Here is a 22050-nt window from a genome sequence, read left to right as displayed (position 1 = left end):
TAAATAGTAAGGTTTTCTCCCAATAGAGAACTTAATCGTTTACCTGTGATCGCCACAAATCCCCCAGCTTATTATGCAAATGAGCTAAGGGATTTAAGAATATAATTTCTGAGATTTATCTAAATATATTTAGCGCAAAATCTAATGCAGACTCAAAGTGCGGGGACTTTCACCAATGTGAATTGTATCCACAAAGCGCACGGTTTTAGATTGGCTAGAAATAATCAAAGACTCAGTGCGGGCGCCACCACCAAAATAACGGACACCTTCCATTAAAGTTCCAGTGGTAATGCCACAGGCAGCAAATAGTACGTCTTTCCCAGATGCCAATTCGTTAGCATTATAAATTTTATCGGGATCTTCAATGCCCATAGATTTCAAGCGGGCAATATTACTTTCTTTGCTTTCACCAATTAAGCCTGTTTGAGCGATCGCAGGATCATAAATTAACTGTCCTTGGAAATGTCCACCCAAACAACGCAAAGCCGCAGCTGAAATTACACCTTCAGGGGCAGCACCAATACCCATCAGCGCATGAATATTTGTACCTTGGAAAGCACAGGAAATTGCCGCAGAAACATCACCATCACTGATTAATCTAACTCTGGCGCCAGCTTGACGAATTTCCGCAATTAGGTCTTTGTGACGAGGGCGATCCATAACCACAACTACCAACTCTTCTACAGCCCGATCTAAACAATCGGATAAAATTTTCAGGTTTTCTGTTGCTGACTTACGAATATCAACATGACCCGCCGCCGCCGCAGGAGCCGCTAGTTTGTTCATATAAAAGTCGGGAGCTGCAAATAATCCACCTTTTTCCGAAATTGCCAGTACCGCCATAGAACCATTTTGTCCGTATGCCACAAGGTTTGTACCTTCGCAGGGATCAACAGCAATATCAATTTCTTGAAGTTCATCAATAGTACAGAAATCAGCAGCATTAGGCTGAGTACAAATCCCTACTTCTTCGCCAATGTATAGCATCGGGGCATCATCACGCTCACCTTCACCAATTACAATTCTGCCCCGCATATGAATTTTGTTCATACGTTCCCGCATTGCCTCTACTGCTACTTCGTCTGCGGTATTTTTGTCACCTTTACCCATCCAACGGGCGGAGGCGATCGCTGCTTGTTCTACAACCTCAATAATTTCTAGGCTGATTGTGTTATCCATGATCTTAAATAATTTTGACAGGTGAATTATCTAAGTTTACAAGTCTTGAGGTCACGGGTTCAAATGTCTAGAAATGTTAAGTTTTTACAATTTAAGTCTGAATATGTGATGTCCGAGTAATTTGTATATAGATATACGGCATTCAAGAACTTAGATTTTACTGATTGGGAAATAACATATCAGGTTCATAATTAAAAGTAAGTCAGATGGCGATGCAATAACGGAATTAAGTAGGAGGTAAATACATGACTCAAACAATTACATTAAAAAAATCACTGTATGAATCCGACCTTAATCTGTAGTTAGAAACAGTGATCGCCCAATTAAAAGCCAGAGACTTAGAGAATTTAGATATTGAAAACTTAATCGAGGAGTTAGAAGGCTTGGCAGGCAGAGATCGACGGGAACTAAAAAATAGATTGACTACACTGCTCGAACATCTCTTAGAGCGGTGCCATGTAAAAAGTGAGTATGCCTATGCAGGATGGCAAGGAACGATCGCCCGAACCAGAGTTGAAATTGAAAATATCCTCGAACAATCACCAAGCCTAAAAAACTACATTAATAGTCCAGAGTTGTTTGATGATGCTTTAAAAAATGCCTTACGCATAGTCAGAGCCGAATCAGGTTATAAGTCTGTTGATTTTCCTGATACATGGCAGTTTAGAAAAGATATTGACTCAATTTTAAATATAAATTTTTGGGAATTAAATCAATGAATTAGATACAGCTTGCCTCACAGTATAAATAAACAGAAACCAAAACAGGAAAACTCTTAAGTATGAAGCTCTTACTAACTGGGGATGTTGGTGGCACTAAAACCCTGCTAAGTCTAATTAAATCAGTCCCAAATCATCAGTCCGAAACTCTCCATAGCGATCGCTTCAACAGTCAAAACTACAGTTCACTCAAAGATATTATTCAGCAATTCTTCCAAGAAGCAGCCGTTAAGCTGGGATATACTCCCGAAGTTGATACAGCTTGTTTTGGCATAGCAGGTCCAGTTGCTAACAATACTTCTTACCTCACTAATCTCGGTTGGCAACTAAATGGTAATCAACTGCAAACGGAATTAGGAATTGAGCAAGTTGAGTTAATTAATGACTTTGCGGCGGTTGGCTATGGGGTTTTAGGCTTAGACAGCGCAGATTTATATACTTTACAGGTGGGTGAACGTCAACCTCAGGCTCCCATTGCTGTAATTGGGGCAGGTACAGGCTTAGGGCAGGGTTTCTTGACATGGAATTATGATCACTACCAAGTCTATGCTTCTGAGGGTGGTCATACGGATTTTGCACCACGATCGCCAAGGGAAATGGCACTATTAAATTTTTTATTAACTCGCCATGAACGGGTATCCACAGAACGAGTAGTTTCAGGCAAGGGCATTGTTTCGATTTATCAGTTTTTAAAACACAATTCTCCAGAGCCTACGGAGCTGTATCAACTATTGCAGGCTTGGGAAGGCGGAGATCACACTATTGATATGGGAGCAGCGATCGCTAAGGCGACTTTGAATAAAACTGATGAAGCAGCAATGGAAACCATTCAAATTTTTCTTGATGCCTATGCTGCGGAAATTGGAAACCTTGCCCTTAAGCTTCTGCCCTACGGTGGTCTATACATTGCAGGAGGGATCACGCCCAAGCTTTTATCTTTAATTTCTTCCTGTGAAGGGTCAGGGGAAAATAACAGATTTCTGCACATTCTTAAGCATAAAGGACGAGTCAGCCCCATGCTTGACACCATTCCTATCCATATTGTCCTTAATCAAAACGTCGGACTAATTGGCACTATTCTGCACGGCTCTTACCTGCAACAAGCTAGAAATAAAGGCAAATAGATGTTACCGAAAATGTCTATTTCTTACCTGTGAAGGGGGTAATTTCCAAAAACAATCTAGCGATCGTCCCCCTGTGACATATTCAGCCATGATAGTATTAAAATTAAATCAATTAATGGTGCGGAAGTTATGGGACTATTAGATCGTATCGGTATGGTGGCTAAGTCAAACCTGAATGCTCTAGTCACAGCAGCAGAAGATCCCGAAAAGATTTTAGAACAAACAATTATTGACATGCAGGAAGACCTCGTGCAGTTGCGTCAGGCAGTAGCACAGTCTATGGCAGCCCTAAAAAGACAGGAACAACAATACACCCAAGCACAAACCCAAGCCACAGAATGGGAAAGACGGGCAATGTTAGCTTTGCAAAAAGGTGATGAAGGCTTAGCTAGAGAAGCTTTAACTCGTAAAAAAAGTCATGCTGACACCGCCGCCACCCTGAAAACTGGACTAGATCAGCAATCGGCTCAGGTTGAACTCCTCAAGCGTAATTTGATCTCAATTGAAAGCAAAATTTCTGAAGCTAAAACTAAGAAAGAAATGCTTAAGGCAAGAATTCAATCGGCAAAAGCTCAAGAAAATATTAACAATATGCTGGGTAAGGTTAGTACTACCTCGGCTGCGGCTGTGTTTGAGCGCATGGAAGAAAGGGTGCTATTAGCTGAAGCAAAAGCTAATGCTAGTTCTGAGCTGGGCATGGATAATCTTGAATCTCAGTTTGCTAAGCTAGAACTAGAATCTGGCGGTGGTGCAGTTGATCTTGAATTAGAAGCACTAAAGGCACAAATGGGCTTGGCTCCTGCTAAATCCAGTGGAGCATTGCCTCCTGCGGACGCTAATAAGCCATCGGTGGGGACTCTAATTGATTCTGAGTTAGATGCTCTACGGCAGCAATTAGGCAAATAATCTATATAATTCCGTAGTGATTCTAATTGCCTACACCAAGGCATAACAATTTGTGACAACCTATATTTAGCAATTATTTAGTAATTAAATCTTTTGCAAGTAAAATAGTTAATAGATAAACACTTGGTAAAAATATGGCATTAGATTTAACTAGCGAAAACGTAGAAACTGTCTTGGATGAGCTTCGCCCCTACCTTTTATCCGATGGTGGTAATGTTGAACTTGTAGAAATTGAAGGACCTGTAGTTAAACTCAGGCTTCAAGGTGCCTGTGGTAGCTGTCCTAGTTCAGCAATGACCTTAAGAATGGGAATTGAACGTAAACTCAGAGAATCTATCCCTGATATTGGTGAAGTGGAGCAGGTTTATTAAGGTTATCAAAGTAATTACGTTAATTATTGCTTCAGAGCTAGTTCTAAATTAGATTGTGCGCTTGCTAATGCTTCGGCGGGCGTACTTTTTTGTAATAACGTAGCTTCGATCGCTCTACCTATACTTTCGGAAATCCGAGGATAGTCAGCGACTAGGGGGCGAGTATGACCTGATGACATCTGTTTAATAAAAATATCAATTTCGGGTTGATCATTTATATACTTGGCATAGGCATCATTTTTTTGTGCCCTTAAATTAATTGGTAAATAGCCTGTTTCTGTTGCAAAGGTTGTTTGAAATTCCTCACTGGCCACATATTCCGCAAATTTCCAAGCCGCTTGTTCCCGTTCAGGATTACTTTTAAATAAAAATAAATTTTCTCCACCAATGGCTGTAGCACTATTGCGATCGCGTGGAATCGGCATTACTCCAAAATCTATCCCTTTCTGCCCCATATAACGTAACGCCCAAGACCCACTGATCTGCATTGCCACTTTGCCCGCCACAAAATTGTCCTCTTCATAACCTCGTTCTGGTTGAGACAGAAGTGCAGCCTGAGATTGAATTAAGTCTAGCCATAGTTGTAGCGCTGCTACTGCTTGGGGACTATTAAGTTGCGGTTTCTGGTCAGCTAACATATCCCCATCGGCACTCCATAGAAATGGTAACCATACAAATACGGTGAACTCACCCTTGCCCAGAGGTAAAAAGATACCGTGTTGATCAATTACCCCATCACCATTGGTATCACGGGTAAGCTTTTGGGCTACAACCTCAAACTCATCCCAGGTTTGCGGTAAATTTTTAACTCCCGCCGCCGTAAATAAGCTGGGACGATAAAAAATAGCGACATTATTGGCACTAAAGGGCATTGACCAAATATGTCCATTAAGCTGCATGGTTGATAGCATAGCTGGATCAAGCTGATCTTTAATCGGGGAAACCGCCAGTAAATCATCTAAGCTCCGAATGGCATCTAGTTCCACCAATCTGCCCGTAAGAGTCGGGTTATACCAGAGTAAATCTGGCACGGCTTTGCCTACAACTGCTGCCAAAATCTTGGGAATTTGTTGATCGGCTTGCCCCACATACAAAGATTCCACAAATATTTGATTCTGACTTTGATTAAACTTATCAACTAATTTTTGTAAAACCTGTCGATTGGTAGGAGGATTTACCCCCTGCCATAGGGTAAGGTGAATTTTATTATTACTCGGCTGAAAGCTGCACCCTGAAATCCATATACATAAACACAGCAGTACAGCTATCAAAAATTTCATAGTTATTGTCTGGTTATTTCACAGTTGGCTTATGGTTTGAGAATAAAATTCCAGCGATCGCCTTGCCAATTTACAGCGTTAGACTCGCCCACAACAATGGGACCCCAATAATTACGGGAACCATCTGTGGCAAAGGCAAACAAAATATCCCCTTTTTTGATTTTTACCCGATCCTGCGGCAGAGACAATTCTAAGCCTTTACTGCCCCCCTCACCCGGCACAAAATCCCAATTCAAAGGCTCAGCATCGGGCTGGCTTAATCTACTTAGTAATACAACCCGAACAGGATGCTCAGTTAAATTTCCAACTCGTAAAGCCCCCTGCCCAATCGCTGGTGATACATTAGGCACTATCTCTGGGGTGGATGGGGGTTCGGTGATTACGATTGGGGTGGTTTGAGGTAGGTAACGTTCAGTTGGAGAACTAAATTTTTGCCATACTCCTATTGCCAATACAGACAAGGCTAATCCCAACACAATTGGGTAAGCTTGCTTGGAGTTAATGAATTGCATTTTGGGAACTAATGGGTATGAATGGGGATTAAATTGGGAATCTAGATATATTCTATGGGGGGATTTTAGCAAATGGTTTGGATATTGGCTGAACTATTTTTTGCTAACTTTTCTGGCTACTTTTTTTTGACTTTTGGGGAAGTTTTAGGAAGGGTTTTTCTTTTTACCTTGGGCATCATAATAGTCTGGTTTAACCACCTGAGGGGCGCGGGCAATTACCAAAGAATTAGCTTCAACATCCTTGGTAACCACAGAGCCAGCCCCAATATTGACGTTATCACCAATTTGAATCGGTGCCACTAACACGGAATTTGAACCAATTTTTGTGCGATCGCCAATTACCGTTTGATGTTTGGCAAAGCCGTCATAATTTGCCGTAATTGTCCCTGCCCCCACATTCACTTGACTGCCAAGGGTAACATCTCCTAAATAACTCAAATGGGCAGCATTAGTTTTTGATCCCACCTTGGCTTGTTTTAATTCTACAAAGTTGCCAATGCGACAGCGATCACCCACCACAGAGGCTCCACGAATTCTACTAAAAGGTCCGATTTTAGAATCTGCGCCAATTTCACTATCTTCAATTACCGAATAGGAAACTTGGCAATTATGACCAATGGTGCTGTTAGTGATAAAACTATTGGGTCCAATGGTGGCACCCGCTAAAATTTTGGTCTTACCTCTTAGATGGGTCTGGGGTTCAATAATCACATCCACATCCAGTTCCACTGTGTCATCAATGGTAATCGTCTCAGGCAAAATCATGGTTACACCTGCGCGCATCCACCGTTCTTTGGTACGAGATTGGATAACCTGATGGGCATGGGCTAATTGCAGGCGATCGTTAATGCCAAAGCTTTCCTCAAAATCAACTGCATCTAATGCTATTACTGTCTCTAAGTAATCAAATACTTCTGTGAGGTAATATTCCTTTTGGGCATTGTTACTTGTGAGTTTGGGCAAGGCGATCGCTAATTCTTGCCAATTAAAACAATAGACTCCAGAGCTTACCCTTTGATTCAATCGTTGGGGTTCGGTGCAGTCTTTATGCTCAATAATTCTTTCAATTACAAAATCTTGATTACAAAATACCCGCCCATAGCCTGTGGGATCGGGTAACTGAGCCGTTAACACCGTAGCACTTGCCTGCCGTTGCTGATGCACAGATACCAAGTTTTGGATAGTTTCTGGTCGTAATAGGGGAGTATCTCCAGTTAAAACTACTAAATCTCCCGTAAAATCCTTTAGAGGTTCTAATAATTGCTGAATTGCATGACCTGTTCCCAGTTGGGGACTCTGAGTGACAAATTCTAGGCTAGGTATATGAGCAAGGGCAGATTCTACAATTTCCTTTTTATGCCCCACTATAACTAATTGTCGATTTGGGGCAATGGTAGCGGCGGATTCTAATACTCTCTCCACTAGCGATCGCCCACATAACTGCTGTAAAACTTTAGGTAGATCGGTTTTCATTCTAGTGCCTTTACCTGCTGCCAAAATTGCCACTGCTAACATGCGATGTCTCCCATTTTTGAATATCCTCTCAGAAATTTGTTGATATTTGTGATCTTATAAATTTATTAGCTGAATTTATTAGCGAATTTATTTAAGTAATTCAGTCCAAAGAACTCCCGCCAATGACTCTAAACATGAATCAAAAATCTAATGCTTGATAATTATGCTAGGATTCTTGGAGATCAAAGCATGTGCGAGGAATATGAATCCCTATCATAGTCAGCAACACCCCATTCGCGTAGGTGTTATTGGAGTTGGCAACATGGGGCAGCATCACGCCCGAGTTCTCAACTTAATTAAAGATGTTGAACTAGTTGGAGTTTCTGATGTTAATGCTGACCGTGGTCAAGATACAGCTAATAAACATCGAGTTAAGTTTTTTGCTGACTATCGGGAAATGCTGCCCTTAGTTGAAGCAGTATGTATCGCTGTCCCTACCCGCCTGCACTACGAAGTCGGTATTACTTGTTTAAAAGCTGGCGTTAATGTTTTAATTGAAAAGCCGATCGCTGCCACAATTGCCGAAGCTGAATCTCTGGTCAGAACTGCCACAGAATGTAATCGCATTTTGCAAGTTGGTCACATTGAAAGGTTTAATCCCGCCTTCCAAGAATTAAGTAAGGTTTTAAAGCACGAAACTCTGTTGGCGATCGAGGCACACCGCATGAGTCCCTATTCCCAAAGAGCTAATGATGTCTCTGTGGTGTTTGACTTAATGATCCATGACATAGATTTACTTTTAGAACTAGTTTCTAGTCCCATTATTCGGGTTAATGCCAATGGTAACCAAGTCTCAAATTCTGGCTACCTCGATTACGTTACTTCGACAATAGAGTTTGAAAATGGCGTAATTGCTACTTTAACTGCTAGTAAAGTTACCCATCGTAAACAACGTCGTATAGTTGCCCATTGTAAGAACTCACTCACAGAGTCCGACTTTCTTAACAACGAAATTTTGATCCATCGTCAGACTACTGCAGACTATAAAACCGAGTATGGACAGATTTTATATCGGCAGGATGGTCTAATTGAGAAGGTTTACACCAGCAATATTGAACCATTAAATGCCGAACTAGAACATTTCGTTGGCTGTGTGCGTGGTGGTCAACAACCATCGGTGGGTGGTGAACAAGCTTTAAAAACCCTGCGCCTTGCCAGTCTGATCGAACAAACTGCCTTGGATGATCGAGTGTGGCAAAGTTGTGACGTGAATTTACGCGAAGTAGTAACAGCTTCTAGTTGGAAAAACTAGCGGTTTATAAGATAAATAAAAACCAACCTCTGGTTTGAGAAGTTGGCATTTACGCATTAGCAGTTAATAAACATCTGGGTTGATGCAGTCCTTAGTATTTTTGGTAGTGAAAGAACTACAGTGACTGAAATATGACAATACTGAGAATGCTAGAAACAACGGTGGCAATTAATAAATTTGTCCAGAATTGTCCTGCGCCAAAATCTGAGCCAAGGGCTGTATCTTCACGGCTAGCTGTGAAAAATAATGACCAAGCTTGGGTAGCACTGATGGTGGCAAAATTATTAAATTCGGGCAGAAACGCAGTTGGAGTAAAAAGATTAGAGCCAGAGTAATTGAAGGTGGTTTTCATAGGATTTAGATTTTGTAAACTTATGTAAATAATCTTAACATAGCTTTACAATCTTGCAATAATTTAAGTTGTTCGGTTGTCCCCCATACAATTTTTTTAGATTTTTTAAGCAGCCACGATTTCCCCTAAGACCACAGCTAGACGAATTAGATACGAGGCAGGATCAAGGGTTGCCCAACCTTGGGATGAGGGTACCATAACTTCAAAATGCAAATGTGGTCCCGTAGAACGACCTGTGGAACCAACTCTACCAATTTCCTGTCCTCTCACCACCCTTTGACCTGGAGTCACATAAATTTGGGAAAGATGGGCGTACCTGGTACCGAAGGAATTATGAATTATTTCAATAAAGTTGCCATAGCCGCCTTCCCAGCCAGCAAATTCAACTATGCCATTTTTTGCAGCTAGGACTGGAGTACCCATGGAAGCCCCAAGATCAATGCCACTATGGAATGACCATTGCCCCGTCACAGGATTATTACGCCATCCATAGCCAGAAGTTACGGGTACGGGATAGGGTAGTGGATAGCCACCTGTTTGGAGAATTACGGTTTCTTTGATATTGGGGGGAATGATTTTAGCAATTATGGGATCAGGCTTCCACATTGCGCCGGGGATAAAGACGGTTTTAGGGCGATTTTGACAGCCATTGAATTCAAAGATCACATCGGGACGGACTCGATATTTGTCGGCGATGATCTTATAGGTGTCTTGATTTTTAAGTTCATAGGCAAAACCATCCATAGGTGGAATTTTAAGTACCTGCCCCACTTTGACAGTGCGATCGCGGTTTTGAGGATTTAGCCCCATGAGCGTTGCCGTAGTGAGGTTATATTGCTTGGCAATGCTATCTAAGGTTTCACCCGCTTTAACTTTGTGGTCTTTAAGGGAGGCAAGAATAGGATTACCGCAAATAGCGACATCATTATCAGTACCAGAACTATTCTCAGAAGTATTAGGATTAGAGCTATTAATTGGAGGATTAGAAGTAGCGATCGCTGGCATAGCTAAACTAGTCAAACCCAGCAGTGTCAAGAGAGTTAGGTTGGTAATAGTTTTGGGCATGGGATCAAGTAATATTTTGGGGAAGGGATAATTTTGGATAGATAGTCTAATGGTTAATCTTGCAAGTCTGGTTAAAGCCTAGTCTCAGGATACTAAAAATTTTGTCAATGTTTCCAAGATATAAGTCTGCGATCACCAAAAACGGTTCTTGAAATAGGACTAGATAAATTTGGCAGTGGTTCAAAAATGGCAATTATGTATGTAATGTTCCCAGCGATCGCTATAATGATCTGACCTTAAAAATCAAATGTACTAACGTAACAGCAGCAATGGATAAACTCAGGGTTGGCTTATTATTTGGTGGGCAGTCAGGTGAGCATGAGGTTTCAATTATTTCGGCAGGAGCGATCGCCAAGGCAATCAAACAAAATCCTAAATATGAACTGCAACTGTTTTATATCCAAAAGGATGGCTTATGGTGCAATCCTGATCAATCTGCACTAGTCTTAGCCTCTGGACATCCCACTCAAGTTGCTGATGGGGGAGTTTTTCAGCTACCAATCGAGGCTCACAGCATTGATCTGTGGTTTCCTGTTTTACATGGTCCCAACGGTGAAGATGGTACCGTCCAAGGTTTGCTGCAACTGATGCAAAAGCCCTATGTGGGTAATGGCGTATTAGCGTCTGCCGCAGGTATGGATAAGATCGTCATGAAGTCACTATTTGCTCAAGCGGGATTAGCACAGGTGAAGTATATTGCCCTTAGTCGATGGACGTGGCAGCAGGAACCAACTTCTTGGTGTGAGCATATTGAAATTGAACTAGGTTATCCTTGCTTCGTAAAGCCCTCTAATTTAGGTTCATCGGTGGGAATTTCTAAGGTCAGAACTAGACAGGAATTAGAAGCAGCGATCGCCTCCGCCTTTAGTTATGATGCCCGTATTTTAATCGAACAGGGAGTAACTGCCCGAGAAATTGAATGTGCCGTGTTAGGTAACGCTCAGCCCCAAGCTTCAATTGTGGGAGAAATTACCTTTAACAGTGATTTCTATGACTATGAAACTAAATACACTCCCGGCAAAGCTCAGTTAATTATTCCTGCCCAAATTCCTAGTTCAGTGGTGGCAGCAGTTCAAGCTATGGCAATTAAAGCATTTCAAGCGATCGCAGGATCGGGTTTAGCTCGTGTTGATTTCTTTTATGTCGAATCCAGTGGTACGGTTTTAGTGAATGAAATTAATACCTTGCCCGGATTTACAGCCCTGAGTATGTATCCAAAATTGTGGGAAGCTTCAGGTATAGAGTTTAATCAGTTATGCGATCGCCTGATTAGCTTGGCACTGGAAAAAGCACATCATTCTGCCGCCTTTCGCCCGAACGTATAAAAAATGGTAATATCATTCCAAATTCCTTGCTCTGTCTGGATGGTTTCTAGTTCAGCCTCAAATTCAACTCTAGCCTGAGTATGTTGATCAGATGAAAGTTGCAACAAGGGATTAGGATGCTGTCCTGGTGCTGGGGCTAAACTGTTTCCCGTCCACATCCCTTTAGCTCTCTCTAAACTGATGTAGCCACCATCTTGTTCTGTCTTAATATCAATTTCTACAAAACCCGCTTGCTTCAGCAAATTATGGCACTTCTCAATGGTTCCAGTTGGTTTGTTGAATAATAATGAAACACCATACTTCTCAAGTACCCTTTGCGCCACAACCCCACCGACAAACGCATTATCTGCAAAGGCATGGAAGCCAAGTAATCCTCCAGGTTTAAGAAGTTGATGCCAATGTCGTAGCGCATCCAAAAGGTCAGACATCCAAATCAAGGCAGATGAACAGAAGATGTAGTCAAAGGAGTTCTCTGGAAAATTCAGGGCTTCGGCATCTGCAAGCAGAAACTCAATACTACCCAAACCGAGAGTTTTAGCTTTTCGTTTAGCCTGCTCGATCATGCCTGTTGAAATATCGATCCCCATGACCCGACCTTCAATGCCAACAATTTGAGCCGCTTCGAGCGCAACCATCCCAGTTCCAGTTGCAATATCCAAGACCTGTTGACCAGGACGAAGATGTGCATATTCAACTAAGTGATGAGCAATACGAGGATGCCAGTCGCCAGTGTCATAGTTGGCACTCCGATGGCTGTACATATCTGCAACCTGCTGCTTATAGTCGTCCAGATCCAAGTTATTATTCACTGAGCTCTTCCTCTGAATTCTCAGGGTGTTTGATACTGAATGCTAACAGATGCACTTCCAATATTGTCCCCACAAATACCTCATCAGCATAACAATTGCTTCATATATTTAACCTTACTCCCTTCTATTAGTACTTTGTAAATTTGACTGCGTAAGTCCTATATTTAATTAAGTTTGAATTAAATTTGAATTAATGACTACATACACATGGTCGGCTTTACTCCAACAGTTAATTAATGGGCGATCGCTCACCGCAGAACAGGCTCAAAGTTTAATGTCGGGATGGTTAGCCGAAGCAATTTCCCCAGAGCTATCGGGAGCAATCTTAGCAGCATGGCAATGTAAAGGAGTTGATGCCATAGAATTAGCAGCGATCGCTGGCGTATTACAAGACTCATCCTTAGGGCAGAATTTTCCTATAGATAGTTCTGGAGCAATACCGTTACTAGATACCTGCGGTACGGGTGGAGATGGGGCAAATACTTTTAATATTTCTACAGGGGTGGCGTTTGTGGCTGCCTCCGCAGGAGTTAAAGTGGCAAAACATGGAAACCGGGCTGTATCCAGTCGATCTGGTTCCGCAGATGTACTTGAAGCTTTAGGTATTAACTTGAGCGCTCCCACGGCAAAAATCCATGAAGCGATCGCCGCCGTAGGCATTACGTTTTTATTTGCTCCCCATTGGCATCCTGCAATGAAAGCTGTAGCTCCAATTCGTAAGAGTCTCGGCATCCGTACTATTTTTAACCTCATTGGACCCCTAGTAAATCCACTTTTACCGACTACTCAGATTTTAGGAGTTTATGACCGCAGCCTAATTAAAACCGTGGCTGAAGCATTAAAAATTTTAGGGCGATCAACTGCTGTGGTCTTACATAGTCGAGAGGGTATGGATGAGGCGGGCTTGGCAGACATTACCGACATCGCTTTTTTACGCAATGATGGCACAGTTACGATTGAAACCATTAATCCTCATGAACTGGGATTAGCTTATGCAACCCTTGATGATTTAAAAGGTGGCACCGTGGGTGAAAATACCGAAATCTTAAAAAAACTCCTCCAAGGACAAGGGACGATCGCCCAAAGGGATTGTTTAGCTCTAAATGCTGGAATAGCTTTACATGTGGCGGGGATATGCGATCGCTGGGAAGATGGTATTAATATTGCCCGATCAATAATTGATAGTGGAGAGGCTTGGCAAAAATTAGAAAGTCTAGCTTCATTTTTAAAATAAGTGCTGAAACAACTGCCAAAATAACTAAGAATTTCTAGGAATTTGGGGTTAAATGCCCCATTTTTTAGTCATTTTTTCAAATTATGTTAAGATTTTTATATAAAAGCAACGAATCATTGCAATAAGTAACACTAAATCCACATTACTACATTAATTTTATTAACTTAAAAAAATAATTCCTATGAATAATGCCATCAGGATCACTGGGACTCTTGCCACATCGTTATTTCGTTCTGAAAATGCTCCCCAAGTTTTAGTTCAAGTCGCTTTAACCATGCTTCGAGTTGTGGCAGGAATTGTCATGATTCATAATGGGCTGGATAAAATTAGCGATATTGAAGGTTTTGCTGAAGCTTATGTTGCGGAAATTGGCTTACCTTTTCCAGTTTTCTTTAGCTATGTTGCTGCCTTAACCGAATTAATTGGTGCGCCTTTATTGGTATTAGGTTTACTCACTCGTCCCGCCGCCCTAGGGCTAATGTCAACAATGCTAGTGGCAATCTATCATCATGTCCATGTGGGCGGATTTTCGATTCCTTCCGTTGAGCTTTCAACTTTGTACAGTGTGTGTTTTGCCTTTTTTGTGGTGAATGGTGCAGGTAAGTTTTCTGTAGATCAGCTTATTAGCGATCGCTTTTTTCCTCAACCATCAATTAATCTTCCAAATACTCCAGCAATAGTAACTAGCCTTGAGCCAAAGTATGTCAAATCTGATGACTCTAATTCCTACCGTTAATATTTCTGTAAATTCAGATAATTAATACTTTTAATCATGAGATGGGGTTAAGTTGCAAAACTAGCCCTTTTTTAGATTTCGATCAGGCGGTCAAATTATTAGTAAGAGTTGAGGGTGAAAAATCGCGGTTACGTCACTATTTTGCAAGATTGCACCGTAGAACTTTCTGTTATTCTAAATCTTTGGATATGTTACGCTACTCTGTGCGATTATCCTTATGCCTCTGATGTCCTTTTTTCTATCTAATTCATACTTTACTCTGCAACGCCGCTTTAGTTTTATAAATGTTCCTCAAGTGCTAATCTAAATCCTCTTGAAAAGAAGTATCTAATTGTTGATGATTTGATCGTCTTGATCGCCTGCGATGGGATTTAGTTACTAACCGAGGTTCTTCTTTGGTGGTGCCACCTTGACCAGACTTAGATTTTAAGGATTTATCTGCCGTAGCGATCGCCTCCTGGGCAGTTTTATAGTCAAATGCTTCTTCTATAAATAAACAATAATGCTCATAGCGTTCCCAATCTCCTCGAATTCCACATTCTGGCTCATTTAAATGCAAGCAATCTCGAAACTGACAACTATGCTTAAGGTTCTGAACTTCGGGAAAACAGTCGATTAAACCTAGAGGATCGCAATGCAGTGTCGGTTGGGTAAATCCGGGGGTATCTGCCAAAAGTCCGCGATCGCCAATGGGAAATAACTCCACATGACGGGTAGTATGTCGCCCAGTCCCTAACTTCAGCGAAACCCCATGCACTCGAATATTGAGATTGGGAATTAAAAAGTTAATCAAGCTAGATTTGCCCACACCCGATTGACCTGTGACCACAGTTACACCTTCACTTAGGTATTGGCGTAATTCTTCTAAACCCTCCCCCGTATTTACACTGACTGCTAAAGGTTTATAGCCCCAACCTACTAGGCGATCGCACCATGCCTGCCAAAATTCCACAGTAACCAAATCTCGCTTGGTAAAGCACAGTAAAACCTCTAGGTCTTGGGATGCCAAGTTCACCAAAAATCGACTTAGTTGATAGGGATCAATCTCTGGTTCCGCTAAGGCAAAGGCTAACACCACCCGATCCACATTTGCCACCATCGGACGCTCTAGTAAATTACGTCTGGGAAAAACCCCTGAAATTGCCCCCCTTGCTCCTTGCCAGTCTGGTTCTTCAACTTCAATGCGATCGCCCACATACACAGCTTGACCCGTTTTTTTAAGTCGAGCGCGGCGAATACATAATAATTCGGCACAGGGATATACAACTTCAGGAATTAAATCTAACCCGACACGATAATAATTTGCCTGTATTGCCAATACAGTGCCAGTAATCACACCTTCTCTACCACTAGAGTAAAAAATTTCTGATCATGCTCTGTTAAGCTCAAGATTTTATGCCCATCAATTTTGAGGCTATTAGGAACCTGCTCAACGGGTTCACCTTGATCTAGCCATAGTTCCAATAACTGTCCCGATTGCAATCTTTCTAGACGTAGTTTAGCTTTCACAAAGCTTAAAGGACAGGGAACACCCCGTAAATCTAAGGATTGAGAATTAGATGACATCATCGGTTAAAAATTCCCCCTAAAAATCCTTCCAATCCACCCTTAGCCGCATTACCCTTAAGCCGATCCAGCATTTTCTCTAGAACTTCCCGATCTTCTCCGCTAATACGAGTGGGTATATCAATTTTAATCGTAATTAAATGATCGCCCCTAGCCACAGGATTGCCAAGCTTAGGTACACCTAAACCCTCTAAAGTCAGCACAGTATCAGCTTGGGTTCCCGCAGGAATAGTTAATGGCTTCTTACCATCTACGGTATTAACATTGATTTTATCTCCTAGGATCGCCTGAAGATAGCTAATCTTTACCTCAGAAATAATATTTATGCCTTCACGCTCAAATTCTTGATCAGGCTGCACAAACAAATAAACATACAAATCTCCAGAGGGTCCGCCTTTTTGTCCTGCATCACCTTCCCCTGTCACACGCAAACGGGTACCACTATCAACACCCGGCGGAACTGTAATTTTTAGTTTCTTGGTAACTTGATTAAGTCCATTCCCGCCACAGGTATCACACTTATCCTCAATCATCTGCCCAGTACCATTACAGGTAGGACAGGAACCAACTTGAGTAAAACTACCAAAGGGAGTTCGGGTTGCCCTCCGCACCTGTCCAGAGCCAGAACAGGTGGTACAAGTCCGTGGTTTTGTCCCCGGTTTAGCTCCCGATCCAGCACAGGTATTACAGGTTTCTAGGTGGGATATGCGAATTTGTTTTTCTCCGCCAAAAATTGCTTCACGAAATTCTAGTTTTTGATCAAAGCGTAGATCATCACCCCGCGCTGGACCCGATCGCTTTCGAGTTTGTTGCGTTCCACCACCGCTAAAGCCACCAAAAAAGCTTTCAAAAATATCGGCAAAACCACCCATGTCGCCCATATCCTGATAGCCCGCCGTTGTCCCCGCCTCTCCAAAGCGATCATAGCGTGCCCGTTTTTCTGGTTCCGATAGGACTTCGTTAGCTTGGTTAATTTCCTTAAACCGTTCAGCCGCTCCCTCTTCTTTATTTACATCGGGATGATATTTCCTTGCCAAACGTCGATAAGCTTGCTTGATTTCCTCCTGATCTGCATCACGAGAGACTCCGAGGATTTCATAATAGTCACGCGCCATAGGGAATTGCTCAGTCGCTTAGTAAGATTAGTATAAGAAGTAGTGTTCTAAATTTAGCCTAATGCACCGTTAAGAATGTGTGGCTATCCGTACATTTGACTATAACTTTTGCAACTTCGTCAAATTTAATCCTTAAATAAATTAGAACAAATATATCGTACAGTAAATCACCAAAAGCTTAATCAAACTAATTTCAACCTAGTCTCGTTAGGTAGGTATTTATAAGCGGGTGGAGGGAATCGAACCCTCAAGATCAGCTTGGAAGGCTGGAGTTTTACCACTAAACTACACCCGCAGGAAACTTGGTAATCTAGGATAGCATCATAACATTAAATTTTTCTAGCATTTTTTGTTTAAACTCTGAAAAATTTACTAATGATTTTCTATCTAAGATAATTTTCCATAAATGCAACCTAAAATACTTTAGACTGAATCCTAGATATATCCTCATCTATAATCTATGAAAATTAGTCAAATAGCCCAAGGAATTAAGCTTAGTTCAGTCTCGACTTTGATCTTGGTCTTTTTAATTGCTTGCACTGGTAGCCTTAGTCGTGCCAATTTTGAGAAAGTTAATAATGGCATGGGGGTTGAAGAGGTAAAAAAACTTCTGGGTGAGCCAACTTCAGTTGAAACTGTTAGTCTGCCCGTACTGGGAACTGTGACACGATATGTCTATAAAACCGAAAAAGGCGAAGCCTCGGTAATCTTTCGAGATAATCAGGTACAAAGTAAAGCAGGCAGTATAAGTCAATAAAATTTAGGTATCAATAAGATTTAGAAGATTTAGTTAATAAGATTTAGCCCCTAATGAAATTTACAGCTAAGATATTTGTTACCCTACGCCATTCAGTGCTTGATCCTGCTGGTACCGCCGTTAAATCTGCCCTTGAACAAATGCACCAAGAGGTGGAATCGGTCAGAATTGGCAAATACATTGAAATGATTATTAATGCCACCGACCAAGAGATCGCTATACAGCAAGTTAATCTAGCCTGCGATCGCCTATTGGCAAATCCCGTAATCGAAACCTATACCTTTGAACTAATTTCCAACGAGTCCAATTAAACTTACCCAATTAAACTTGTTCAATAAATTAATCTAATGTCTAAAAATTATAAAATTACTCTGCTTCCTGGAGATGGCATTGGCAGTGAAATTATGCAGGTTGCCGTTGCTGTTTTAGAGGCGATCGCTCCTAAATTTGATCTCAGTTTTAGCTTTGAAGCGGCTTTAGTTGGTGGGTCGGCGATCGATACCACTGGACATCCCCTTCCTGCGGAAACATTGGCTGCCTGTCGTGCCAGTGATGCTGTCTTATTAGCGGCGGTGGGTGGAGAAAAATGGGATAAACTACCCTCTCATTTACGTCCTGAACAAGCTTTATTAGGACTGCGGGAAGGCTTAGGATTATTTGCCAATTTACGCCCTGCTAAGGTTCTACCTCAACTTATTGATGCTTCGTCCCTTAAAAAAGAAGTAGTTGAAGGTGTCGATATTTTAGTAGTGCGGGAACTAACTGGGGGTATTTACTTTGGCAAGCCTAAGGGTATCTTTATCGATGAGAATGGTGTGCGTAGAGGTGTAAATACGATGGCATACACTGAGCCTGAAATAGACCGCATTGGTAAAGTTGCGTTTGAGGCAGCCTTGAAACGGGGTAAAAATGTCTGCTCTGTTGATAAAGCTAATGTTCTGGAAGTATCCCAATTATGGCGCGATTGCATAACTAACTTAAGTGCAGATTATCCCAGCGTCAAGCTTTCCCACATGTATGTAGATAATGCCGCCATGCAATTATTAAAATACCCAAAACAGTTTGATGTGATTGTTACTGGTAATTTATTTGGCGATATTCTCTCCGATGCCGCCGCTATGCTCACAGGTAGTATTGGGATGTTACCTTCTGCCAGTCTTGGTGTACCTAATTCTCCGGGTATATTTGAACCCGTGCATGGTTCTGCTCCCGATATTGCAGGCAAGGATTTAGCTAACCCCTTAGCTCAGGTTTTAAGTGCAGCGATGATGTTACGCTATGGATTAAACGAATTAGCTGCCGCCGACTATATTGAATCTGGGGTGATGAGCTTATTAGACTCAGGTAAGCGTACGGGAGATATTATGTCCGAAGGCTGTCAACTTTTGGGATGTAAGGCTATGGGTGAAGCTTTATTGTCAACATTAGATTAGGCTTTGGCTTATACTTATAGTAATTTAGGTAGTTGTTAGGTATCTATCAAAAATAAATACATTGGTCAAATGATTTAGCAAAGATTGTGAGCAGTAATATCCCCATTAACTTAGAGTACCTGAACCAAATTTCTGACGGTGACGAGGAGTTTGAATTAGAATTACTTAACCTATTTATCGAAGATGCTAAACAGCATTTAGCAGTTGCTGAAGCTGCAATTAAAACCCAAGATTTTAAAACCTTAGAACGAGAAGCTCATCACATTAAAGGTTCTAGCGGCAATGTTGGAGCGCAAACAATGCAGACCGTAGCCTATGCTCTTGAACAGCAGTCACTTAAGCAATCATTGGAGGAAGTCCCAGAAAAAATTGAGAGCTTAAAATCATATTTACAGGAAATAGAAGTTTTTGTGGCTAACCGTTAGTAATTGGTGTAGCAGTTTAAGTATGTTTAAGTCTGCAAAAATAGCCATTTTTTAGTTGAGCGACACCATGATTAGCGGATTTTACTAATTGTTCATCGTGGGTTGTCACTAGAATTGTTACTCCTGCGGCATTCAGTTTTTTGAAAATTTTAATTACCTGCCAGGCATTTTCTCGATCCAGATTGCCAGTGGGTTCATCAGCAAGAAGCAAGGTAGGCATATTCACGATCGCCCGTGCAATACTAGCTCTTTGTTGTTCTCCCCCTGATAATTCTTCAGGAAAGCAATCGGCTTTTTCTAATAAATCCACGGTTTTAAGGGCGGGTAAAAGTCGGCGATCAATTTCTCGTTTTGATAAACCTTGAGCCATTAGGACAAACCCCACATTTTCGGCAACGGTTCGCCGTGGGATTAGTTTATAGTCTTGGAATACCACCCCAATTTGGCGACGTAGGTGAGATAGGGAGTTGCCTTTTAGGGTATTAACTTTGATACCATTAACTATCACGTCCCCATGACTAGGCTGCTCAGCTCCATAGAGTAGTTTTAATAGAGTGGATTTTCCCGAACCAGATCGCCCAATAATAAATAAAAAATCACCCTTAGTTAGTTCAAAATTAATTCCATTTAGTCCTGTTACTCCATTGGCATAAACTTTTTTAACATTATTTAGTTTAACTATGATGGAACTATCAATTTGCTCTAAGATTTGGTCTGAAGACTCTGATGCTTGAGCTTTATAGTCTTGAGGTAAAAAATTAAACGGGATTTTTAGCATTACTTCTCCCCAATAGTTTACTAATTGCCTGTTTAATTACCTGCGATGTTACGGCTAGGACAAAATGGGGTAAAGCTAACATTCTTCTTGCTCGCCACGGTTCCTTATACAACCTATACAGCCACTCAAGGTGATGATCACGGAGCCATTGAGGAGCTCGAATTTTGCGCCCAGACCAGATATCAAAACTACCACCCACGCCGATCCATACTGCATTGGGGCATAGATAGCGATGATCGCGAATCCAAAACTCCTGCCTTGGCACACCTAATCCCACAAGGATAATTCTGGGCTGACTAGCTTGTAATTGTTCACATAAATCTGCCTCTTGTTCAGTGCTGAAGTACCCATCCCATATCCCGGCGATCGCTAAGTCTGGAAATTTCTGCTCCCAATTATAAACTACGGTTTTTGCCACCTCTGCTGCGCCACCAATTAAAAATACTGGTAATTTCTGCTCACTGGCAAATTTGACTACAGCCTCAGACAATTCAATGCCCGGACAGCGATTTATCTGAATTCCTTGCGATCGCAAAAACAAAACCACCCCCGATCCATCAGGAATTACCAATTCAGCTTTACGGATCACCGATGCTAACTCAGAATTACTTTGCGCCTGCATTGCCATTTCCGAGTTAATTGTAACTACATGAGCACCTTCCCGTTTCCTGAGTTGCTCTTGCACACATTTAAGATAATTATTAGATATGTGAACAGGCAAGCCTAAAACAACAAACTCAGGCATTAATTTCATCCCAGTCTAATACCAAATTACTTTACCACTCAATCTTGCTGATGGGAAAACCTATATGCCCCAATCCCCGATAGGGCGATCGCTAAGATTATTAATATCACCCAACTATACCAACTAGAAGCATTTCCACTGACTACGGCTCTCATCCCCACGGTTGCTTGAGTTAGGGGCAGTGCATAGATCATAACTTGAGCAAAGGTTGGTAACTGGCTGGGATCAAAAAATGTGGCTCCCAAAAAAGACATTGGCACAATTATAAAGTTATTATACAAGCCCACAGCTTCGAGGGACTGCACACTTAAACCAACAATTACACCTAAACCTGCAAATACCATGCAGTTAAGGATTAAAAGCAATAAAAATTCCGGATGTAAAAATCGCCAATTGCCCGTAACTAAAATTGCCACTCCAATTACTGACCCTGAAGTCAGCAGTCCCCGAATTACCCCCGCCAACATTTTACCTATGTGCATAGCCAAAGGATGAATTGGCATCATCAACATTTCTTCAAAGGTCTTGCTATAGAGGCGATCGCCACAAATTGAAAAGGTTGTACCACCAAAACTAATAGTCATCCCCGACAAAGCCACCATCCCTGGCAAAATAAAAGCCAGATAATTACCACCAAAGGCAGAATTCCCCCGCATGGAGCTACCTAAGCCTAAGCCAAATGCCAAGATATAAATTAATGGGGAAATCAAACCACTTGCGACTACTTGGGAGACTCGTACCCGCAAATCTAACCAATCTCCCCACAAAATAGTTAAACTGTCTTGCCAAATTGATACAAACATTCCAGCAAGGGAAGACTGATTATTAGTATTTATCACTTATCTATAACTT

25 protein-coding genes, 1 tRNA gene and 1 pseudogene are annotated in these 22050 nt (G+C 41.6%); 13 read left to right on the top strand and 14 right to left on the bottom strand.

Annotated elements, in window-relative coordinates:
* Positions 1 to 141: 141 nt before the first annotated feature.
* A complete protein-coding gene (gene glpX, locus SYN7502_RS13055) occupies positions 142 to 1179 on the bottom strand; it encodes a class II fructose-bisphosphatase (RefSeq protein ID WP_015169267.1) in 1038 nt (345 codons plus the stop codon).
* Between the two features lie 311 nt (positions 1180 to 1490).
* Here glpX and SYN7502_RS13050 point away from each other — a divergent pair, with 311 nt between their 5' ends.
* The 4 genes from SYN7502_RS13050 (at position 1491) to SYN7502_RS13035 (ending at position 4299) form a co-directional block, all read left to right on the top strand.
* Entirely contained in the window at positions 1491 to 1898 is a 408-nt protein-coding gene (locus tag SYN7502_RS13050; RefSeq protein WP_015169266.1) for a DUF29 domain-containing protein, read from the top strand.
* Between the two features lie 62 nt (positions 1899 to 1960).
* Positions 1961 to 3022, top strand: coding sequence for a glucokinase (locus SYN7502_RS13045; RefSeq protein WP_015169265.1), 1062 nt, complete (start codon positions 1961 to 1963; stop codon positions 3020 to 3022).
* 129 nt (positions 3023 to 3151) lie between these two features.
* Positions 3152 to 3928 (top strand): PspA/IM30 family protein, encoded by a 777-nt coding sequence (locus tag SYN7502_RS13040; protein ID WP_015169264.1) that lies wholly within the window; start codon positions 3152 to 3154, stop codon positions 3926 to 3928.
* Positions 3929 to 4062: 134 nt separating this feature from the next.
* Entirely contained in the window at positions 4063 to 4299 is a 237-nt protein-coding gene (locus SYN7502_RS13035; protein WP_015169263.1) for a NifU family protein, read from the top strand.
* A 23-nt stretch (positions 4300 to 4322) separates the two neighbouring features.
* Here the strand turns inward: SYN7502_RS13035 and SYN7502_RS13030 are convergent, their stop codons facing one another.
* The 3 genes from SYN7502_RS13030 to glmU all read right to left on the bottom strand — a co-directional run bounded on the left by SYN7502_RS13030 (position 4323) and on the right by glmU (position 7606).
* A complete protein-coding gene (locus SYN7502_RS13030) occupies positions 4323 to 5579 on the bottom strand; it encodes an ABC transporter substrate-binding protein (RefSeq protein WP_015169262.1) in 1257 nt (418 codons plus the stop codon).
* A gap of 29 nt (positions 5580 to 5608) precedes the next feature.
* A complete protein-coding gene (locus SYN7502_RS13025; protein WP_015169261.1) occupies positions 5609 to 6091 on the bottom strand; it encodes a hypothetical protein in 483 nt (160 codons plus the stop codon).
* Between the two features lie 144 nt (positions 6092 to 6235).
* Positions 6236 to 7606, bottom strand: a complete 1371-nt coding sequence (glmU, locus tag SYN7502_RS13020; RefSeq protein WP_015169260.1) for a bifunctional UDP-N-acetylglucosamine diphosphorylase/glucosamine-1-phosphate N-acetyltransferase GlmU — start codon at positions 7604 to 7606, stop codon at positions 6236 to 6238.
* A 202-nt stretch (positions 7607 to 7808) separates the two neighbouring features.
* On the opposite strand from glmU, the gene SYN7502_RS13015 reads away from it, so the two are divergent.
* A complete protein-coding gene (locus tag SYN7502_RS13015) occupies positions 7809 to 8858 on the top strand; it encodes a Gfo/Idh/MocA family protein (RefSeq protein ID WP_041429470.1) in 1050 nt (349 codons plus the stop codon).
* A 115-nt stretch (positions 8859 to 8973) separates the two neighbouring features.
* On the opposite strand, the gene SYN7502_RS13010 is transcribed toward SYN7502_RS13015, so the two are convergent.
* Positions 8974 to 9210, bottom strand: coding sequence for a hypothetical protein (locus SYN7502_RS13010; RefSeq protein WP_015169258.1), 237 nt, complete (start codon positions 9208 to 9210; stop codon positions 8974 to 8976).
* 105 nt (positions 9211 to 9315) lie between these two features.
* Positions 9316 to 10275, bottom strand: a complete 960-nt coding sequence (locus tag SYN7502_RS13005) for a LysM peptidoglycan-binding domain-containing M23 family metallopeptidase (protein ID WP_015169257.1) — start codon at positions 10273 to 10275, stop codon at positions 9316 to 9318.
* 269 nt (positions 10276 to 10544) lie between these two features.
* Between SYN7502_RS13005 and SYN7502_RS13000 the strand changes: the two genes are divergently transcribed.
* The gene (locus SYN7502_RS13000; RefSeq protein ID WP_015169256.1) at positions 10545 to 11600 is read left to right on the top strand and encodes a D-alanine--D-alanine ligase family protein; all 1056 of its coding nucleotides are present in this window, start codon (positions 10545 to 10547) and stop codon (positions 11598 to 11600) included.
* Here the strand turns inward: SYN7502_RS13000 and SYN7502_RS12995 are convergent.
* The gene (locus SYN7502_RS12995) at positions 11570 to 12409 is read right to left on the bottom strand and encodes a class I SAM-dependent methyltransferase (protein ID WP_015169255.1); all 840 of its coding nucleotides are present in this window, start codon (positions 12407 to 12409) and stop codon (positions 11570 to 11572) included. The genes SYN7502_RS13000 and SYN7502_RS12995 overlap by 31 nt on opposite strands.
* 193 nt (positions 12410 to 12602) lie before the next feature.
* Here SYN7502_RS12995 and trpD point away from each other — a divergent pair, with 193 nt between their 5' ends.
* The 3 genes and pseudogenes from trpD to SYN7502_RS19810 form a co-directional block, all read left to right on the top strand.
* Positions 12603 to 13643 carry an anthranilate phosphoribosyltransferase gene (gene trpD / locus SYN7502_RS12990; RefSeq protein ID WP_015169254.1) on the top strand — a complete coding sequence of 347 codons (1041 nt, stop codon included), beginning with the start codon at positions 12603 to 12605 and terminating at the stop codon, positions 13641 to 13643.
* 181 nt (positions 13644 to 13824) lie between these two features.
* On the top strand, positions 13825 to 14379 hold the full coding sequence (locus SYN7502_RS12985; protein WP_015169253.1) for a DoxX family protein: 555 nt from the start codon (positions 13825 to 13827) through the stop codon (positions 14377 to 14379).
* Positions 14380 to 14477: 98 nt separating this feature from the next.
* Positions 14478 to 14606, top strand: a pseudogene (locus SYN7502_RS19810) (IS1 family transposase); the annotation flags it as partial.
* A 71-nt stretch (positions 14607 to 14677) separates the two neighbouring features.
* Here the strand turns inward: SYN7502_RS19810 and rsgA are convergent.
* The 4 genes from rsgA to SYN7502_RS12965 all read right to left on the bottom strand — a co-directional run bounded on the left by rsgA (position 14678) and on the right by SYN7502_RS12965 (position 17355).
* Positions 14678 to 15715 carry a ribosome small subunit-dependent GTPase A gene (gene rsgA / locus SYN7502_RS12980; protein WP_015169252.1) on the bottom strand — a complete coding sequence of 346 codons (1038 nt, stop codon included), beginning with the start codon at positions 15713 to 15715 and terminating at the stop codon, positions 14678 to 14680.
* Positions 15712 to 15948 carry a sulfurtransferase TusA family protein gene (locus SYN7502_RS12975; RefSeq protein WP_015169251.1) on the bottom strand — a complete coding sequence of 79 codons (237 nt, stop codon included), beginning with the start codon at positions 15946 to 15948 and terminating at the stop codon, positions 15712 to 15714. The genes rsgA and SYN7502_RS12975 overlap by 4 nt, the downstream gene beginning before the upstream one ends.
* Complete coding sequence (gene dnaJ / locus SYN7502_RS12970; protein ID WP_015169250.1) at positions 15945 to 17060, bottom strand: molecular chaperone DnaJ; 1116 nt, start codon at positions 17058 to 17060, stop codon at positions 15945 to 15947. Before dnaJ ends, SYN7502_RS12975 begins: the two co-directional genes overlap by 4 nt.
* A gap of 224 nt (positions 17061 to 17284) precedes the next feature.
* Positions 17285 to 17355, bottom strand: a tRNA-Gly gene (locus SYN7502_RS12965).
* Between the two features lie 165 nt (positions 17356 to 17520).
* Between SYN7502_RS12965 and SYN7502_RS12960 the strand changes: the two genes are divergently transcribed.
* From SYN7502_RS12960 to SYN7502_RS12945, 4 genes are all read left to right on the top strand, one after another.
* Positions 17521 to 17817 (top strand): hypothetical protein, encoded by a 297-nt coding sequence (locus SYN7502_RS12960; RefSeq protein WP_015169249.1) that lies wholly within the window; start codon positions 17521 to 17523, stop codon positions 17815 to 17817.
* A 53-nt stretch (positions 17818 to 17870) separates the two neighbouring features.
* Positions 17871 to 18128: a phosphoribosylformylglycinamidine synthase subunit PurS gene (gene purS / locus SYN7502_RS12955; protein WP_015169248.1), complete on the top strand. Its 258-nt coding sequence runs from the start codon at positions 17871 to 17873 to the stop codon at positions 18126 to 18128.
* A 36-nt stretch (positions 18129 to 18164) separates the two neighbouring features.
* Positions 18165 to 19250 carry a 3-isopropylmalate dehydrogenase gene (gene leuB / locus SYN7502_RS12950; RefSeq protein ID WP_015169247.1) on the top strand — a complete coding sequence of 362 codons (1086 nt, stop codon included), beginning with the start codon at positions 18165 to 18167 and terminating at the stop codon, positions 19248 to 19250.
* A gap of 86 nt (positions 19251 to 19336) precedes the next feature.
* Complete coding sequence (locus SYN7502_RS12945; RefSeq protein WP_015169246.1) at positions 19337 to 19675, top strand: Hpt domain-containing protein; 339 nt, start codon at positions 19337 to 19339, stop codon at positions 19673 to 19675.
* Between the two features lie 16 nt (positions 19676 to 19691).
* On the opposite strand, the gene ftsE is transcribed toward SYN7502_RS12945, so the two are convergent.
* Genes ftsE through SYN7502_RS12930 form a run of 3 tightly spaced genes read right to left on the bottom strand, consistent with a single transcriptional unit; the run spans position 19692 to position 22037 of the window.
* Positions 19692 to 20453, bottom strand: a complete 762-nt coding sequence (gene ftsE / locus SYN7502_RS12940; protein WP_015169245.1) for a cell division ATP-binding protein FtsE — start codon at positions 20451 to 20453, stop codon at positions 19692 to 19694.
* Positions 20434 to 21198, bottom strand: coding sequence for a WecB/TagA/CpsF family glycosyltransferase (locus SYN7502_RS12935; RefSeq protein WP_015169244.1), 765 nt, complete (start codon positions 21196 to 21198; stop codon positions 20434 to 20436). Before SYN7502_RS12935 ends, ftsE begins: the two co-directional genes overlap by 20 nt.
* A gap of 38 nt (positions 21199 to 21236) precedes the next feature.
* Positions 21237 to 22037: an ABC transporter permease gene (locus tag SYN7502_RS12930; RefSeq protein WP_041429466.1), complete on the bottom strand. Its 801-nt coding sequence runs from the start codon at positions 22035 to 22037 to the stop codon at positions 21237 to 21239.
* Positions 22038 to 22050 lie beyond the last annotated feature (13 nt).

This window comes from Synechococcus sp. PCC 7502, assembly GCF_000317085.1.
In the GTDB taxonomy this organism is placed as follows: Bacteria; Cyanobacteriota; Cyanobacteriia; order Pseudanabaenales; family Pseudanabaenaceae; genus PCC-7502.
Note: the sequence above shows the minus strand (reverse complement) of the source record. Positions and strands in the feature narration are given on the sequence as shown.

Bases quoted from the DNA above. Each gene is read 5' to 3' on its own strand.
- glpX (WP_015169267.1), bottom strand. From the start codon at position 1,179: ATGGATAACACAATCAGCCTAGAAATTATTGAGGTTGTAGAACAAGCA.
- SYN7502_RS13045 (WP_015169265.1), top strand. From the start codon at position 1,961: ATGAAGCTCTTACTAACTGGGGATGTTGGTGGCACTAAAACCCTGCTA.
- SYN7502_RS13040 (WP_015169264.1), top strand. From the start codon at position 3,152: ATGGGACTATTAGATCGTATCGGTATGGTGGCTAAGTCAAACCTGAAT.
- SYN7502_RS13035 (WP_015169263.1), top strand. From the start codon at position 4,063: ATGGCATTAGATTTAACTAGCGAAAACGTAGAAACTGTCTTGGATGAG.
- SYN7502_RS13030 (WP_015169262.1), bottom strand. From the start codon at position 5,579: ATGAAATTTTTGATAGCTGTACTGCTGTGTTTATGTATATGGATTTCA.
- SYN7502_RS13025 (WP_015169261.1), bottom strand. From the start codon at position 6,091: ATGCAATTCATTAACTCCAAGCAAGCTTACCCAATTGTGTTGGGATTA.
- glmU (WP_015169260.1), bottom strand. From the start codon at position 7,606: ATGTTAGCAGTGGCAATTTTGGCAGCAGGTAAAGGCACTAGAATGAAA.
- SYN7502_RS13015 (WP_041429470.1), top strand. From the start codon at position 7,809: ATGAATCCCTATCATAGTCAGCAACACCCCATTCGCGTAGGTGTTATT.
- SYN7502_RS13010 (WP_015169258.1), bottom strand. From the start codon at position 9,210: ATGAAAACCACCTTCAATTACTCTGGCTCTAATCTTTTTACTCCAACT.
- SYN7502_RS13005 (WP_015169257.1), bottom strand. From the start codon at position 10,275: ATGCCCAAAACTATTACCAACCTAACTCTCTTGACACTGCTGGGTTTG.
- SYN7502_RS13000 (WP_015169256.1), top strand. From the start codon at position 10,545: ATGGATAAACTCAGGGTTGGCTTATTATTTGGTGGGCAGTCAGGTGAG.
- trpD (WP_015169254.1), top strand. From the start codon at position 12,603: ATGACTACATACACATGGTCGGCTTTACTCCAACAGTTAATTAATGGG.
- SYN7502_RS12985 (WP_015169253.1), top strand. From the start codon at position 13,825: ATGAATAATGCCATCAGGATCACTGGGACTCTTGCCACATCGTTATTT.
- SYN7502_RS12975 (WP_015169251.1), bottom strand. From the start codon at position 15,948: ATGATGTCATCTAATTCTCAATCCTTAGATTTACGGGGTGTTCCCTGT.
- dnaJ (WP_015169250.1), bottom strand. From the start codon at position 17,060: ATGGCGCGTGACTATTATGAAATCCTCGGAGTCTCTCGTGATGCAGAT.
- SYN7502_RS12960 (WP_015169249.1), top strand. From the start codon at position 17,521: ATGAAAATTAGTCAAATAGCCCAAGGAATTAAGCTTAGTTCAGTCTCG.
- purS (WP_015169248.1), top strand. From the start codon at position 17,871: ATGAAATTTACAGCTAAGATATTTGTTACCCTACGCCATTCAGTGCTT.
- leuB (WP_015169247.1), top strand. From the start codon at position 18,165: ATGTCTAAAAATTATAAAATTACTCTGCTTCCTGGAGATGGCATTGGC.
- ftsE (WP_015169245.1), bottom strand. From the start codon at position 20,453: ATGCTAAAAATCCCGTTTAATTTTTTACCTCAAGACTATAAAGCTCAA.
- SYN7502_RS12935 (WP_015169244.1), bottom strand. From the start codon at position 21,198: ATGCCTGAGTTTGTTGTTTTAGGCTTGCCTGTTCACATATCTAATAAT.